Consider the following 15,742-nt stretch of genomic DNA (forward strand, 5'->3'; position numbering starts at 1 on the left):
TGATTTGCAAAACCATCGCTGTGATCCTGACTTTAACACTCCATGTCTAATACATTTTTGACTGCAATTAGGACAAATCACTTGCTTCATATGTTATTCCTCCTTTTTTGTTTTTGTATAGGAAGATATAACCTTATTTAGGCCAGTATTTACAAGGGCCTATCGATATTTTTACACACACTTTTTGTCCAACCTTTATCTTCTCCCAAAAAAGATAAAACCGCTATAACCCCAGTACTTAACTGGTTTTATAGCGGTTTTCACCCACACTTTTTGTCCTATAACTCTTAATAAACAATGTAATTTATAAATAGTAAATATGTAATTAATAAACAATGAATACATAATAAAATAACTAGCACCCCTACACAGTATAGGAGTGCTAGTTTTCATTTATATGTTACATCGTATTCAATTTGTAATAATCATTTTCTAACAATCAATTTGTGATGCTCATGTTGTGACAATCAATTCGTGACGATTACAGGGTGATATTAGCTACGGGCAACACGTCCACATAGTCACCCTTATCATAGTCTGTATGTCCTTGCAATAGTTTGGCCAACCCATTCGTCTTGGCCATGCCCAGCAGGGCACTGGAGGTATATAGTTCGTTGGGATAAAATACGCCTTCCCCTTGTTCGCTGACAATAACGCCTTGCACATAGCGATCGAAGGGATTTTTTTTATGAATGTCTACGCCAAGGCGCACGCGCAGCGGTGGTCGCAACGCTTCCGCATAGCCGGACAGTGTTCGCAGCAGTGGTACTACGAAAAGCTGAAACGAGTTATATGCTGCCGTCGGATTGCCTGATAAGCCCAGACAAAATACGGGATTACCTTCATCGCGGCGAATAATCCCACCGTACGAAGCGGCGCCCGGTCGCATTTGAATGCGTCCGTACAAGGCTTCCGCTCCCAATGCTTCATAGATGGCCGGCATCGAATCAAAAAGACCTACGGACACACCGCCGGTACTGATGATAACATCCGCCTCGGCAGCTAACCGTTTCACCATAGTCGTTTCTTCATCCAGTCGCGCCGGATCGTCACTGATATGGTATGTCGCATATGGCGTAAGCCCCTGCTCCTGCAACAAACCTTTCAGCATATACAGATTGGAGTTATATACCTTTCCCTTAGTCATCGGCGTTCCCGGCGCAATAATTTCACGGCCCGATGTTAACAGTAACACCTTCGGCCTGCGGTACACGGTTACAGATGCGCGGCCTACGCCGGCAGCCACCGCCAGTTGACCGGCACCGATACCGATACCGGCGCGCATCAATACTGCCCCGGCTTCACATTCTTCGCCGCTGGGGATAATATTGTCACCTTCCGTGATAGTACCGCGTACGGTTAATGCATGGCCATCCAGCTCACAACGTTCTTGCATGACAATGGTGTCGCAACCGTCCGGCAATGGTGCCCCGGTCATAATGCGCACCGCTTCGCCCTTTGCCACCACGCCGTCATACACCTGCCCCGCGCCGATCGTCGCCACCACCGTAAAGTGTTGCCGTCCCGCTTCGTAGGGCAAAGCAAAGCCGTCATACGGCGATTTGGCAAAGGCCGGGATTGCTTCAGGTGCCGTCACCGTTTCAGCGAGTACCCGCCCCAGCGCCTCATCAAGCATGCATTCTTCCGTCTTCTTTTTATATGTTGCCGCTTCCGTCAACAATCGTTGACGAACTGCTTCCACTGTTATACCGTTCACAATAGACCTCCTTGGTCACCGCACTGTCGGTGGCATGTCTTCCTATAAATTCAGTATATCATCAGTGCCCATGAAAATATAGTGACACCGGCAACCATCAACGGAGGCTTACTACTCGCAATGCTTTCTTAGGACAGCCGCTCACACAGGCCGGCGTTCCTTCTTCGGTGGTGACACACAAATCACATTTCGTTGCCACCATGCGCTGCGCCTTCGTAGGCGCTATCCATACGGCACCGAAAGGACAGGCCAACACGCACTCCTTGCAGCCGATGCATGTGTCTTCATTGACGATGATGCCGCTTTGCCCATGCCCCTTCTCATCTTCGTCCCAGGTGCGGCGCTCGATAGCTCCTACCGGACACGCTGCCATGCACGGCGCATTTTCACAGTGACGACAGTGAAGGACCCCCTTTACATCCTCTCGGCGAAAGCTCTTGCACCGCTGCCGCTGCGTCGGTTCATCTAACGTAACTTCCTTGATGCTCAGCTGTTCATGACTCATAATACACCGCCGTTCACACATACCGCAGCCAATGCAAAGCGATGTATCACAGTATACAAAGGCGTTCATTAGACTCCCTCCTTTCCGGCAACCCGAGAAGCCGCTCGTACGGAGCGAACTTGTTTGTCCGTTAGGCTCTGCTGCTGTACATCCTCCGTATAAAAGGTAAGGGCCTCAGTAGGGCAATGCGACACACAGGCCGGTGCTCCTTCTGCCGTTGACGTGCACAAATCACACTTATGCGCCACACGCCGTCCCTTTTCATCAGGCGCTGCCATAGTAATGGCGCCAAAAGGACACGCCATCATACATTGCTTGCAACCGATACACTGCTCGTTTTCAAAGGCAATATGGTGCGCCTCTTTATATAACGCCCCGGTCGGGCAAACCGCAGCGCAAGGAGCATTTTCACATTGATGGCATTGCACCGTTTTTGTCATGGTTTTTGTTTTCACTACCTTAATGCGCGGTTGAAAGTCCGCATCATCGGGATGCATTGTAAAAATAGACGGGCCTTCATGCGCGACTACACAAGCCACCATGCAGGTGCGACAACCGATGCATAGCATGGGATTTCCCTTTACAAAATAATTCATAACGAACGTACCTCCCTTTCTTTCGCCGGATTCATTGTCACTGCTGTTGCCATAGCTGCCTTTGCCTGTGTTGTTGCCATGGCTGCTTTTGCATGTGCTGTTGCCATGGTACCATTGGCTGCTCCGGCGGTGTCTGTTTTGGCAGTCGCCTTTGCGTTTTTGTCGTTTACGGTAATCCCCATGCGCGTCCGCAAGCGTTCATAGTACTCGCTTACCTTGGCTTCCGCGGCCGCTTGATCGGCAATGGCTTCCACACGAACGGCACAATATTTATATTCCGGCGTGCGGCTCTTCGGGTCCAACATGCCGATAGTCAATTCGTTACACGCACCGACCCACCATTGATAGGTCATATAGGTAGCCCCTTCCTTGGCACGCTCGGTAGCTAAACACCGTGTGATGGTTTTGCCGCGCCGTGAATGGACATACACTAAGTCGCCGGTCGTAATGCCCAGTCGCTTACAATCTGCAGGGTTCATGGCAATCCAGCCCGGTTCATCCTCCAGCTTGCTCAGCATACGACAGTTCCCCGTCATGGTGCGCACCGAATAATGACCTACCTCACGGACGGTACAAAGGGACAACGGGTACTCGCTGTCTACCTCTTCATGCACCGGTTTATACGGCGCAAAGAGCAAGCGTCCCTTGCCGTTTTCGGTAGCAAAAGTGCCGCCTTCATGAAGATATTCCGTGCCCCTATCCTCCATGGAAGGATCAACGCAAGGCCACTGCACGCCGCCGAGGGCTTCCATTTTTTCATAGGTTGCACCGTAGAATTTAGGTGACAGGCTGCGCATTTCATCCCAAATTTCCTGCGTTGATGTATAGCTCATAGGGTACCCCATCGCCGTCGCCACTGCGCATTGAATCTTCCAATCCGGCCAAGCTTCACCCACGGGTTCGATTGCTTTACGCACGCGCTGAAACCCACGATCACAGCTACTATATACCGCATCATGCTCACCCCAGGCCGTCGCCGGCAGCACCACATCGGCAAACTCCGCCGTCTTATTCATGAAAATATCTTGAATGACCACGAAATCGCAGGCGCTGAGTGCTTCGCGAATCTCCGTTAAATCCGGATCGGACTGAGCCGGGTCTTCGCCTACAATGTAATAGGCATGAATTTGCTTTTTCGGATCTGTTTCACGGAGAATTTTCTCCGGCACCAACGTCAATGGCAACCCCGGTGTGGCCGGTAAGGTGACACCCCAGGCCTTTTCAAATTTAGCGCGTGCCTTCGGATCGTCTACCCGTTGATATCCGGGATACACATCCGGCAATACGCCCATATCGCAGGTGCCTTGTACATTATTTTGTCCTCGCACCGGGCCTACGCCGGTAGCTCGATGCCCGTAGTTGCCGGTAAGAAGTGACAAATTTGAGCAAGCAATCACGCTGTCCACGCCTTGCGCAAATTGCGTAATGCCCATGCCCCACAGCGTAACGGTGTGCTTTGATGAAGCAAATAACCGTGCTGCCCGGCGTATCATCTCTGCCGGTACGCCGATAATCGATGCCATCGCTTCCGGCGCGTAGCCACCGAGCGCCTTCGCATAGTCTTCAAAGCCTTCCGTGTGCGCCTTTACAAACGCTTCGTCCACTAAGCCTTCTTCAATCATTGTGTACGCCATGGCATTGAGGAGCGCCAAATTCGTACCGCCTTTAATTTGCAAATGAATGTCCGCAATGCGTGCCGTTTCCGTAATCTGCGGATCCACACAAATAATTTTTGCCCCCTTAGCCTTGGCTTTCACCACGCGTCTGGCCACAATGGGATGCGACGTCGCCGCATTATAGCCAATGTTAAAAATAACCTCTGCATCTTCGATTTCCGGTACACTGACGGACATGGCTCCTTCACCGATGGAAGCGCGCAAGCCCGTTACGGAAGCGGCATGACAAATGCGTGCGCAGTGATCCACATTGTTCGTGCCGATGCAGGCACGCATAAATTTCTGTGTAATATACCCGGCTTCATTTCCGGGACCGCGCGCCGAACCGGCGCCCATCACTGCATCCGGTCCGTATTCCTTGATGATGGCCTGTAAGCGCTCCGCCGTATATTGAATGGCTTCCTCCCAGCTCACCCGTTCTAACGGACTGCCTTTACCGCCTTTACGAATCATAGGATACCGCAACCGCTTCGTCAACAGCTGCGGATCGGTCAAGTAATCCCAGCCGTAATATCCCTTTAAACACAAGCGGCCTTCATTCGTCCGTCCATTCGCACCGGTGGCCTTCACTATGCGATTATGTACCGTATCTACGGTTAATGCAATGTGACAGCCGGCACCGCAATAAGGACATACTGTTCGCACTGTCTTGTAGCCCTGTTCCATATCCCTTACCTCTTTTCACTTGAATCCATCATACACGACTGCGTTCTTACTCATCGTACAGGCCTACCGAACATACTGATTGTGCCGGTCCTGCCCATCTGCCGGTCTTATTCATCGCACTGCCCTTGCTATCGTGCTGCTTCTACCGGTCGTACTGATTGTATAGATACTAAAAAACGCATGTTCCTTATGTTTATGATTTACAATTATCTATTTTCTAATCAATGATTTAGATTGTTATAAATAATTAATAAATATATAAACATAAATTATTACATGCGTTTATTGTATATCTGTATTTCTATTTTTGCAACTATTCTGTGCAACTTATATATTCTTAATTTTCATAGATAAGTAACCGCTCTCCTATGACTTTTCGATATGATGGCTACCTATTGTTTGTATCCAGTATGTATAACTCGTTTCCTGATTTGTATGTATAACTCGTTTCCTGATTTGTATGCATAACTCATTTTCTGCTCGGTATGCATAACTCATTTTCTGCTCGGTATGCATACCTCATTTCCTCTTCGGTACGTACAATGACTCTACTGTCTTCGTCCAAAAATATCTCGTTCCAGTAACCACGTTGCCAAAGCGTCCCCTTCATCAAAGGAGAAATACCGACATGCCGTCTCCGGCAGTGGACGTGGTCCGTCACTGACTATGGCCAGTATCTCTTGCGGCTCGCACGGCAATTCCTCCATATGCCCTTGGCGAAGAACAGCAATCTTCGGAAAGGATCCGTGATGACGACTTTCCAACAACGCCACGTCCGCCTTCATACCTTGGGCTAGTGTAAGCAAGCTATCTTTCGACGGCGTATGCTGCAACAAGGCGTACCCGTTCGGTCCGCTAATGGCCACTGCCGCAGCGCCTGCTGCCGTTGCTTTTCCCGTATCCGTATCAGCATAATCCATGGTAAATCCATGACCGTCACTTTTTACCAGGCCCACCTTCATGCCCTGACTTGTCAGCTGGCGAATTAATTCGGTGGCCACTCGCGTCTTTCCCGTTTTTGAACGATTGGCGGTAACGGTCACGATAGGTACTGTGCGCGTCCGATTAATCGCGTATGCCAAAGCTTCCTTATATGCCAGCGGTGTATTCACATTGCGGTAGCGCCTATTGTCATTGGCAATCGGCACATAGACGGTCGGCACAACGGCTACTAACGATTGCATCCGGCGTTCGCCCTTTTCCAATAACCTACCGGCTATCTTCCCGCACTGCCGATGATAGATGGCGGCCAGCGGTTGCAGACGGCCGTCCGCTTGCTTGGGCATGACGATATACGGTGTGTCAGATGCATTCGGTGCTAACGTAGCCGTTTGCCATTGGGCTAAGACAATGGGATCCGGTTCGTAAAACGGCATATCTACCGACACGGTCAAATAATAGTCCGGCAGTGCCGCTTCCCCTGCATCGGCTATAGCGGTAATTGCTCCCAGCCCCGCCTCTACGCCGGCTAAGGGACCGCACGCTTTGAAGCGATCGCTTACGACCAGCATAGAAATAATGCGTTCACTGTCCGGCGGTTGCCACCGATACATCCTTCCTTCTGTTGTCGGCACTATGCAGGCATCGCCTCGTAACAGTCCTCTGCTTTTTGTTACGGGCCAAACTCTTCCCGGCCATTCTGTTTTTGCCAGCGGTCGATTGATGACCACACAAAGGTGTGTAAATGAATATGACCTTACCGCCCTCATCGCAAGTGAAGACAGTAAGGTCCCATCCATCCACGGAAGCGATGCCTTATCGCGTCCCATCCGTGTACTCATGCCGCCGGCTACCATCATACATCCCAATCCCGTCATGGTGGTAGACTCCTTTCAGTGTAATTAAACGTATACGTCTATGTTATCGTTTGGTAACACTATTAATATTATCGTTTGGTAACACTATTAATACCTTTCATAATCTGTGTATAGAATAAAACAATAACCAATCCGTTAATGAGCATTTCCGGAATCATATAGGTTGCATTATACACAATCGAGTACACCCACGGATTTTGTCCGGCCGGTGCATAGGAAGCAAACACAACGGCTCCGCTGATAACGGACGATAACCAGCGCAGCGTGCAGCCCGTGAAGGAACCGATAATTGCTGCCGGGCGACTGTCGCCGAAGAAACCGGCTACCCCTAAGGCGCCAAAGCCAACAATGTAATCCAAAATAATACTAAGCGGATGCAGGCTAAACTTGAATCCCAAGAGAAACGCTACCAATCCGTACACGGCGCCGGTAAGCATTCCGGCCTTACCGCCCCATCGCAAAGCGAAAATAAATAACGGCACCATGTTAGCTGCATTTACCGATCCGCCTTGTGGCATTTGAAAGAGCACTACAAAATGTAATACATAGGCAATGGCAATTGCCAGTCCTGCCTCAACCAACATCCGTGTATTTGCTTTGCTTACCGTGTTTGGTGTTTTCACCATATTTGCCGTAGTCATAGTATGCGCCTCCCAACTACTAAGCCAACTAAAAGATTACTCACATTATACGCTATTGTCTTGAATAGTAAAAGTGAATTTTTGTCATAGTACCTCATCATTCGTCATTATCCTAATATTATTATTAAAATATTTTAAAATGTTCGGGTTTTACTCTTGTCAAAGTGGGGCTTCTTTTGTATAATGCTTAATGGATTGTTTTGTTATTACAAGGAGGCAACCAATGATTAATACAACTAATATTTTTGACTATGAAGATATACAACTGATTCCTAATAAATGTATCGTTGACAGCCGCAGCCAATGCGACACCAGCATCAAGCTCGGCGATCGCACCTTCCGCTTACCGGTTGTACCGGCAAACATGCAGACCATTATCGACGAAGACTTGGCTGAAAAATTGGCCCGCGGTAACTACTTCTACATTATGCACCGCTTTCATCCGCATACGCGCTTGGCCTTTGTAAAACGCATGAAGGAAGCCGGTTTGTTTGCCTCCATCAGCATCGGGGTTAAGCCGGACGAATTCAAGTTCGTACAGGAATTAAAGGACGCCGGTCTCACTCCGGAATATATTACCATTGATATTGCGCATGGTCATTCCAACCGCGTCATCGACATGATTCGCCACATTAAAGAACAGTTACCGGGCAGCTTTGTTATCGCCGGTAATGTAGGCACTCCGGAAGCCGTTCGCGAATTGGAAAATGCCGGTGCCGATGCTACCAAGGTGGGTATTGGACCGGGTAAAGTATGCATTACCAAATTAAAAACCGGTTTCGGTACCGGCGGTTGGCAGCTTTCCGCTGTTCGTTGGTGCGCCAAAGCCGCTACCAAGCCGATTATTGCCGACGGCGGTATCCGCGATCACGGCGACATTGCCAAGTCCATTCGCTTCGGTGCTACCCTCGTTATGATCGGGTCCCTCTTTGCCGGTCATGTAGAATCACCGGGTAAAACCGTTGAAATCGATGGCAAGCCGTACAAAGAATATTTCGGCAGTGCTTCCGAACATCAGAAAGGTGAACGCAAAAATGTAGAAGGCAAAAAAATGTACATTCCTTCCAAAGGCAGCTTGTTCGACACCTTGACGGAAATGGAACAGGATTTGCAGTCCTCTATTTCCTATGCCGGCGGCACCAATTTGAATGCCATCCGCAAGGTTGATTACGTTATCGTTAAGAACTCCATCTTCAACGGCGACCGTTAATCAAATCGTCGGATAGACAACCGGTATACTCATCGTCTACCGAAGAGACACTGAATATAACAATTAATTGATTATAATTACAATCATTAATTAAGCAAGCATAGATATAACTATCATTTACATAGACAAACGATATGCAAACGAAAACCGCTATACCCTAGGTCAGCCTAGATGGTATAGCGGTTTTTATTTGTCGCTGTCGCCTGCTTACATAGATTCTCGCAAAATGTCTGCTACCTCTGCAGGACTTACTTTTTTATAACCGCCGTAAATAGCAGCTGTGTTAGCAATATCGTCGATCATGTCTTCAGTAACACCCAGTTCGGTCAATGTCGGATACATACCGCATTCGCGCATAAAATTTTCCAGTGCATCGATACCGGCCAGTGCTACTTCTTCATCGCTAAGGCTGTCATCGCAAATATCCCACACATTGCGTGCAAAGGCAACGAAGCGCGGTAACCCATGTTTATAAATATAGCGATAATAGGTCGGAGAAATAGCCGCTAAGCCCATGCCATGCGCACAACCCGTATAGGCTCCGATTTGATGCTCGATGCCGTGAACATTCCAATCATGGCTCTTGCTGAGACCTACAATCCCATTCAACGCCACCGTAGCTGTCCACATCAAATTGCTGCGTGCTTCATAATCCGTCGGATTTGCCACCGCTTTACGGGCATTGGCAATAAGGCCGCGCATCAAGCCTTCATTCATATAATCTCCCGTAGTTACTTCCGTATCGGAGAAGTACTGTTCCATCAAATGGGAGAAGGTATCGAAAATACCGCTCTTCATTTGGTATTCCGGCAAGGTCATTGTGTATTCCGGATTAAGGATAGAAAAGCGCGGTGCCAAGCGTTCATCAAAGATGCGGCCGATTTTCTGCTTTGTCGCCGTATCGGTAATGACAGAGCCCGTATTCATTTCCGATCCGGTACCCGACATCGTTACCACCGCTGCTACCGGCAAAGTATCATTGGTCACGTCCTCTTGATTTACCCAAAAACGCGTAAACACATCGCCGTCTGCCTTAGCACTGGCAGCAATGCCTTTGGAGCAGTCCACAACGGAGCCGCCGCCTACGGCAAGCACTACGTCTACCTTGTGCTTGCGTGCCAGATCTACACCTTCTCGAAGCTTGTCCGCCGTCGGATTGGACATAACCCCGGACAGCTCTACTACCGTTTTGCCCGCTTCCTTCATATACTCCATAATGGTATCGTATAAACCGTTCTTCTTAATGGAGTTGCGACCGTATACCATAAGCACTGTCGGTCCGTACTTCGGTAATTCTGTCCGCAGATTTGTCAACGCATTGCGGCCGAAATAAATTTTTGTCGGTGTATAATATGTAAAATCAAAATTCATAGTAAAACTCCTTTCCTCTATTACGCCTGCTCCTCTCGACTACCTACTACCAGCAGGCGAACGATACCCTCTCGCTCAACAAATACATCTACGCGTACCGATTGATGCTGTCACTAATTAGCATCAACGATTCACACTGATCCAACGTTCTTCCGTAAATTTTTCGATGACCCATTCACCATTGGTACGACCTAAGCCGGACTGCTTCATAGGCTGCATCCACATCGGTGGTATCCGCTGCTCGATAGCTATATAAGGCTTCATCGGTAAACGGATTGGTATTCGTTAAGGTATACTGACTATGTCCTTCTTGCCATGTTCCGTTAATGTATAGTGTATCATATGTTTTCATTGTTGACATCCTTTCTCACTTTTAGTCAATAACTTTTAACTCATTATTTTTAATTCATTTGCCGTTGCCCGTTGGGGTCGTCGCGCCGGAGTTAAACGCTTTGTGCTGGTATCCGCTATCGGCGCCGATCCTCATTCGCCGCTGCGCTATTTCAAAGCCAAAGGTGATACGGAAGCAGCCATTGCCGCTCTCTATTATGATAGTCTGCAGATTGCACACCCCTTTCTCATCATTGGCGAACGCGGTGACTCTCGCCCAGTAGAACGCAGTGCTGCATGGCTGTTCGATCGCATCGCCAGTCGCCGTCTCTCACGCTTTCAACCGTCCGACGGTAAACAAATTGCCACCGTCATGATTGAAAAGGCGCAGCTTCCCATCCCCAATCAGCCTACGGTGTATCGCTATCATCCGCAGGAATTTCAAGCACCGCGTACACGGTAACTCACCCGGTAGAGACCGATAAATAACAAGGTCTACAGGTATGTAAGCACACCTCTGTGTAACCAAGTAACTATCTATACAACTAAATAACTAACGACATAACTATATAAACGCGCAAGAATAAAAATAATAAAAGGCTGTATGTCCCATGGTATCTCTTTTTGTTACGTTCTCGTTCAAAGTAACAAGTACCATGAGGCATACAGCCTTTTATTTGTATTCGTATGTGTTAGGTCATTTTATAAAAGCACTTAAGCAAACACGGTTTGCACCAACACCATATAAAGAATCGTCCCTACTGCAATACTAAGGAGCAAATTTCGTTTATACACATGAAGAATGACCAGCACGGCTAATGCGATAGCTTCCGGAATGCCATAGGGATAGCTTGTTATCGTTAAGTCTTTTAACGAATACACCACCAACAGACCCATAACGGCTCCCGGCAATACATCACCTAAATATTGCACCACCGCCGGTGGCTTAGCTCGATTGGCAAAGAGCACAAAGGAAATCACCCGCGTTAGTATGGTGCCGAGCACAACAACGGCAATCGTAACATACACATGCCAATCCAAGTGTTGTATCATACCTGCGGATCCTCCTTTGCTTCCGTCTTCGGTTGACTATCATGACTTGCGCTTCTTTTATAGCGCCGCATACTTAGAAAAACCACGACAATAGTAATCATGGCAGGAATCATAAATCGTTCCGGTCCGACTGCGAGCAGCCAAGCCGCTGTAATGCCAAAGCCTAAATAGCAATACAGGCGCTTTCCCGCCGTGAGCAGCAGCTCCAAGAACAATACGGCAAATAATGCCGTCAATACAAACTCAATCCCTTTCAGGCTAATCGTAATCAGCTTGCCGCCAAAGCTGCCCAGCGCAACACCGCCAACCCAATACAAATAATTAAGCCATGTCACATGCAGATAAAACCAGCCTTTATCTATCGTATCGGGGATCTTTGTCGTTGCATTGATGGCAAAGCTTTCATCGCACATACCGTAAATGAGGGGAATCTTCTTCCATCCTGTACCGCGATAGGCCGTTACCATGGATAAACCATAAAAGATATGACGTGCATTCACCAATAGGGTCAGCAGGAATGCACCTAACGGATCGAATGGCGCTGTCAGCAACGCCACCGTTACGAATTCCATGGACCCTGCAAAGATGGTAGCACTCATCAAAACCGGCAAAAACGCAGGAAGTCCCTGTCCCGTCGCATAGAGCCCGTAGGATATGCCCAGGAACAGGAACCCCGCACAAATTGGAACTGTTAACGGAAACGCGTAACCAAAAGCGCTTCTCTTTACCAAACTTTTTCCGCAATGGATTTGAGAAGACTCAGTTTTTTCCACTGATCTTCATCGGTAATTGCATTGCCCTCTTCGGTGGAAGCAAAGCCGCACTGTGGGCTGATACAAAGCTGTTCTTTAGGAACATACAGCGTTGCTTCGTTAATTCTTTCAATAATATCTTCTTCTTTTTCAAGATCTGCAAACTTAGAAGTAACCAAACCTAATACGACCTTCTGGTCTTTAATATGACGTAACGGCGTGAAGCCACCGGCACGGTCGGAATCGTATTCGAGGAAGAAACCGTCTACCTTGCAATGAGCAAAGAGAATCGGCGCGATTGGATCATAGCCGCCGGAGGAGAACCAAGTGGAGCGGAAATTACCGCGACAAATATGCATGGTCACCGTCAAATCAGCCGGCTTATCTTCCAATACTTTATTGATTACTTCCACGTACTTCTGACCTACTTTATCTACATCAATGCCGCGTGCTGCATAGGCCTTACGTTTTTCCGCATCACAGAATTCGCCCCATGATGTGTCATCTAGCTGTAAATAACGGCAGCCGGCTTCATAGAACGCATGTAATGCTTTTTTGTATGCCTTGGCAATATCTTCAAAAATTTCATCTTCGCTGTTGTAGCAAGCCGGCAATGTAAAATGTTCGTTTCGCACACAACAAATCAAATGTAACATGGACGGTGAAGGAATTGTCATTTTAGCTACGGCGCGATTATTCACGATAGCATTAAACTCTTTGAAATCCTCCACAAACGGATGATCTTCGAAATCAATCGTATCGGTAATCTCAATGGTTACCGCCTTCGGCTGATGAGATTTAAATTTTACCGACCATGCATCGGCCTTTACATGAGTAATCCCCTTGAGATTTTCAAGGAAATCAAGATGCCAGAAGCTACGACGATATTCACCATCCGTAACAGCCTTGAGGCCTACGGCCAATTCTTTATCGACCAACTTAGCAATTTCTTCGTTTTCTACCTTGCGAAGGCCGGCTTTATCGAGTGTACCGGCTTCAAAAGCCTGACGGGCTTCTTTGATTTCCGGCGTACGCAAAAAGCTGCCTACGATATCATAACGGAACGGTCCTTTTTCAATAGCTGTACTCATTGTCATCTCTCCTTTACCGGTAGTCCTGTGCTACCTTATACATTCGGTCTCTTTTCTCTCTACTTGGCAAATCATCTTGGTTAGCCAACCAGTGCCCCCTGTGTTCCTATTCCAACGGCTGCCGTAACAGGCTCCTCATATTCCCTTCTTTTCCACTGCATACACGTAGCAGTACCCATTCGTAAGAATATAAAAAAAGCGTTATCCTCACAGATAACGTCTGATAGCCATCATCTGCTAGGTCAAAGCCTACTGGAATTGGCACCTTGCCCGACTCAGGCAGGTTGCCGCAGCTTCACAGGGCCATTCCCTCCACTGCTCTTGATGATCTGTATGTAGTTGGTAATACAACGATGTATCACTGTTTCTACATGATACTGTATTTGAAAAGTTTTGTCAAATTGTTTTGCCGTAAAGGAAGGATGAGGCGCGGTTGGTATCTTTTTATTTTTGTGAATCACTCTCCCTCCGTATAATATACACCATACATAAATTTATATTCTACAAAAACAGTTACTTACACTCGTTACTTCCTTGACTTCCCTTTATCCCGTATTATAATTAATTTATAGGATATATTGATAACAAAACTCAATTTATCTATCTAACAGTAAAATGGAAAATAAAAACAGCAAAGGAGGGATTAGCAATGGGAGTGGCATTGCATAATTCACAAGACGTGTACAAAGACGCAGGGAGCAGCGTGATTTTTTTAATGCTCAAATTACATCGTAAGGACCAGCCGGCGGAAAAAGAGGTTATCGCCGATATGGCCGATCGCATTCAGGGGATTCAGCGTTCCATGAACATTCGCGCAGAATATGCAAATTTAAAAATTGCCTTTGGCTTTAGTAATGATGCATGGGAGTATCTCTTCCCCGGTGCCAAGAAGCCAAAAGAATTAGAAACCTTCCAAGAAATTAAAGGCGATCGCCACACAGCCGTATCTACCCCGGCGGACTTGTTCCTCCATCTTCGCGCTACTGACGAAGCTGTCGTATACGAAGTGTGCGACCAGATTATGGATTTCCTTCGTCCTGTAACCGATGTAGTCGACGAAACACATGGCTTCCGCTATTTTGAAGGCCGGGCTATTATCGGTTTCATTGACGGTACCGAAAATCCGGTAGGTGATGAAGCCGCCGAATGGGGCATCGTCGGCGATGAAGATTCCGATTTTGCCGGTGGCTCTTATGCGTTTGCGCAAAAATATATCCACGATATGGATGCGTGGAAATCCTTACCGACGGACATGCAAGAGAAAGTCATCGGTCGCCGCAAGTTCAGCGACATCGAACTGGACGATGACGAAAAAGATCCACATGCTCACAACATCATCGCCCAAGATAATCGCGATGGTAAAGAACATAAAATTGTGCGCATGAACGTGCCCTTCTCCAATCCGGGACAGAATGAAACCGGTACCTACTTCATCGGCTACGCCCGTTACTGGGATGTAACTAAACAAATGCTGACCAACATGTTTACGCAAAACGATAAACTTTTGGATTACAGCACGCCCGTTACCGGTGCCCTCTTCTTTATTCCTTCGCGAGACGTGCTCGATGCCATCGCCGAAGGCGAGTTATGATACATAAAATATATTGCTAATAACTATTACTAGATAGCCAACACCTATCGGTCAGTAACTAAAAAAGTCCCGCCTAAATTAGGTCGGGACTTTTTTACTAACAGCAGTCTTGTATGATGCAACTCACAAAACTGCTTCATACACGAGGTTCTTCAGACTATCTTCCTAGCCTCCTATTGACTGGCTTTTTCTAGCAACTCCAACTATTTTTATTAAGTATATGTTCTCTTCATCGAATAAATTGTGTAAATACTTTTTCTTCTGCTTCCGGTTCATCCGCTACCATTCGAATCGCGTGATACGTATTGCCTTTTGCTTTTGGACTTCCGTTAAATGCTACTACCATCCCTAACACATCCCTAAATAAAAGGACTTTCATCTCCGTCTGTCGAAGTATATAAATGAAAGATAAAACTAAGTACATCATCTGTATAGGAGGTAGTAGTATGAACAGCATTGTAAAAAATGGGATTTCCTTTGGTACTGCCTTGGCATTAGTCATTAGCTATGCCAACTGGCATTCGATTCCTTGGGCTATTTTCCACGGGATTCTCGGCTGGGTATATGTGATTTACTATGCCATCGTTCACTAAACGGATTTCATCGTAGAGTATCCGTTAATTCATGAAGAATAACGGCTGTGCTGTAAGCGATGATTCCACTCTGCACCGGTCATGATATATACTATAAAAAGCGCCCTCGTCATCAATGTGACGGATACACATC

17 protein-coding genes and 1 riboswitch are annotated in these 15,742 nt (G+C 47.3%); of the genes, 4 read left to right on the plus strand and 13 right to left on the minus strand.

Going from position 1 to position 15,742, the window contains the following annotated elements; genetic code table 11:
- From G344_RS12285 to thiT, 7 genes are all read right to left on the minus strand, one after another.
- Positions 1–90, minus strand: a 90-nt coding sequence (locus G344_RS12285) for a transposase-like zinc-binding domain-containing protein (protein WP_420864499.1), incomplete at its 3' end; no start/stop codon positions are given.
- 391 nt (positions 91–481) lie between these two features.
- Complete coding sequence (locus G344_RS0105895; RefSeq protein WP_038155099.1) at positions 482–1,717, minus strand: molybdopterin molybdotransferase MoeA; 1,236 nt, start codon at positions 1,715–1,717, stop codon at positions 482–484.
- 97 nt (positions 1,718–1,814) lie between these two features.
- The gene (locus tag G344_RS10815; protein WP_051245796.1) at positions 1,815–2,291 is read right to left on the minus strand and encodes a 4Fe-4S dicluster domain-containing protein; all 477 of its coding nucleotides are present in this window, start codon (positions 2,289–2,291) and stop codon (positions 1,815–1,817) included.
- Positions 2,291–2,818 (minus strand): 4Fe-4S dicluster domain-containing protein, encoded by a 528-nt coding sequence (locus G344_RS0105905; protein ID WP_028255402.1) that lies wholly within the window; start codon positions 2,816–2,818, stop codon positions 2,291–2,293. Before G344_RS0105905 ends, G344_RS10815 begins: the two co-directional genes overlap by 1 nt.
- Positions 2,815–5,160 (minus strand): formate dehydrogenase subunit alpha, encoded by a 2,346-nt coding sequence (fdhF, locus tag G344_RS10820; protein ID WP_083963076.1) that lies wholly within the window; start codon positions 5,158–5,160, stop codon positions 2,815–2,817. Before fdhF ends, G344_RS0105905 begins: the two co-directional genes overlap by 4 nt.
- A 548-nt stretch (positions 5,161–5,708) precedes the next feature.
- Entirely contained in the window at positions 5,709–6,977 is a 1,269-nt protein-coding gene (locus tag G344_RS0105915) for a molybdopterin-guanine dinucleotide biosynthesis protein MobB (protein WP_028255403.1), read from the minus strand.
- A 68-nt stretch (positions 6,978–7,045) separates the two neighbouring features.
- Entirely contained in the window at positions 7,046–7,618 is a 573-nt protein-coding gene (gene thiT, locus G344_RS0105920; RefSeq protein WP_244869500.1) for an energy-coupled thiamine transporter ThiT, read from the minus strand.
- Positions 7,619–7,841: 223 nt separating this feature from the next.
- Here thiT and guaC point away from each other — a divergent pair, with 223 nt between their 5' ends.
- Complete coding sequence (gene guaC / locus G344_RS0105925) at positions 7,842–8,828, plus strand: GMP reductase (RefSeq protein ID WP_028255405.1); 987 nt, start codon at positions 7,842–7,844, stop codon at positions 8,826–8,828.
- A gap of 207 nt (positions 8,829–9,035) precedes the next feature.
- Here guaC and G344_RS0105930 read toward each other — a convergent pair whose 3' ends face one another.
- Positions 9,036–10,199 carry an iron-containing alcohol dehydrogenase gene (locus G344_RS0105930; protein ID WP_028255406.1) on the minus strand — a complete coding sequence of 388 codons (1,164 nt, stop codon included), beginning with the start codon at positions 10,197–10,199 and terminating at the stop codon, positions 9,036–9,038.
- A 175-nt stretch (positions 10,200–10,374) separates the two neighbouring features.
- The gene (locus tag G344_RS11925) at positions 10,375–10,551 is read right to left on the minus strand and encodes a hypothetical protein (RefSeq protein WP_156886158.1); all 177 of its coding nucleotides are present in this window, start codon (positions 10,549–10,551) and stop codon (positions 10,375–10,377) included.
- A gap of 102 nt (positions 10,552–10,653) precedes the next feature.
- Here G344_RS11925 and G344_RS10825 point away from each other — a divergent pair, with 102 nt between their 5' ends.
- Positions 10,654–10,992 (plus strand): Rossmann-fold NAD(P)-binding domain-containing protein, encoded by a 339-nt coding sequence (locus tag G344_RS10825; protein ID WP_051245799.1) that lies wholly within the window; start codon positions 10,654–10,656, stop codon positions 10,990–10,992.
- 251 nt (positions 10,993–11,243) lie between these two features.
- Here the strand turns inward: G344_RS10825 and G344_RS0105945 are convergent, their stop codons facing one another.
- Genes G344_RS0105945 through G344_RS0105955 form a run of 3 tightly spaced genes read right to left on the minus strand, consistent with a single transcriptional unit; the run spans position 11,244 to position 13,425 of the window.
- Positions 11,244–11,582 carry a branched-chain amino acid transporter permease gene (locus G344_RS0105945; RefSeq protein WP_028255407.1) on the minus strand — a complete coding sequence of 113 codons (339 nt, stop codon included), beginning with the start codon at positions 11,580–11,582 and terminating at the stop codon, positions 11,244–11,246.
- Positions 11,579–12,313, minus strand: a complete 735-nt coding sequence (locus G344_RS10830) for an AzlC family ABC transporter permease (protein ID WP_051245801.1) — start codon at positions 12,311–12,313, stop codon at positions 11,579–11,581. Before G344_RS10830 ends, G344_RS0105945 begins: the two co-directional genes overlap by 4 nt.
- A complete protein-coding gene (locus G344_RS0105955; protein ID WP_028255408.1) occupies positions 12,307–13,425 on the minus strand; it encodes a 5-methyltetrahydropteroyltriglutamate--homocysteine S-methyltransferase in 1,119 nt (372 codons plus the stop codon). The genes G344_RS10830 and G344_RS0105955 overlap by 7 nt, the downstream gene beginning before the upstream one ends.
- 227 nt (positions 13,426–13,652) lie before the next feature.
- Positions 13,653–13,756, minus strand: a riboswitch (SAM riboswitch).
- Positions 13,757–14,074: 318 nt separating this feature from the next.
- On the opposite strand from G344_RS0105955, the gene G344_RS0105960 reads away from it, so the two are divergent.
- On the plus strand, positions 14,075–15,016 hold the full coding sequence (locus tag G344_RS0105960) for a Dyp-type peroxidase (RefSeq protein ID WP_028255409.1): 942 nt from the start codon (positions 14,075–14,077) through the stop codon (positions 15,014–15,016).
- Between the two features lie 229 nt (positions 15,017–15,245).
- On the opposite strand, the gene G344_RS12140 is transcribed toward G344_RS0105960, so the two are convergent.
- Positions 15,246–15,362: an NAD(P)H-dependent oxidoreductase gene (locus G344_RS12140; protein WP_244869501.1), complete on the minus strand. Its 117-nt coding sequence runs from the start codon at positions 15,360–15,362 to the stop codon at positions 15,246–15,248.
- Between the two features lie 100 nt (positions 15,363–15,462).
- Between G344_RS12140 and G344_RS12000 the strand changes: the two genes are divergently transcribed.
- On the plus strand, positions 15,463–15,609 hold the full coding sequence (locus G344_RS12000; protein ID WP_169718813.1) for a hypothetical protein: 147 nt from the start codon (positions 15,463–15,465) through the stop codon (positions 15,607–15,609).
- Positions 15,610–15,742 lie beyond the last annotated feature (133 nt).

It is taken from the genome of Veillonella magna DSM 19857, assembly GCF_000428745.1.
Taxonomy (GTDB): Bacteria; Bacillota; Negativicutes; order Veillonellales; family Veillonellaceae; genus Veillonella_A; species Veillonella_A magna.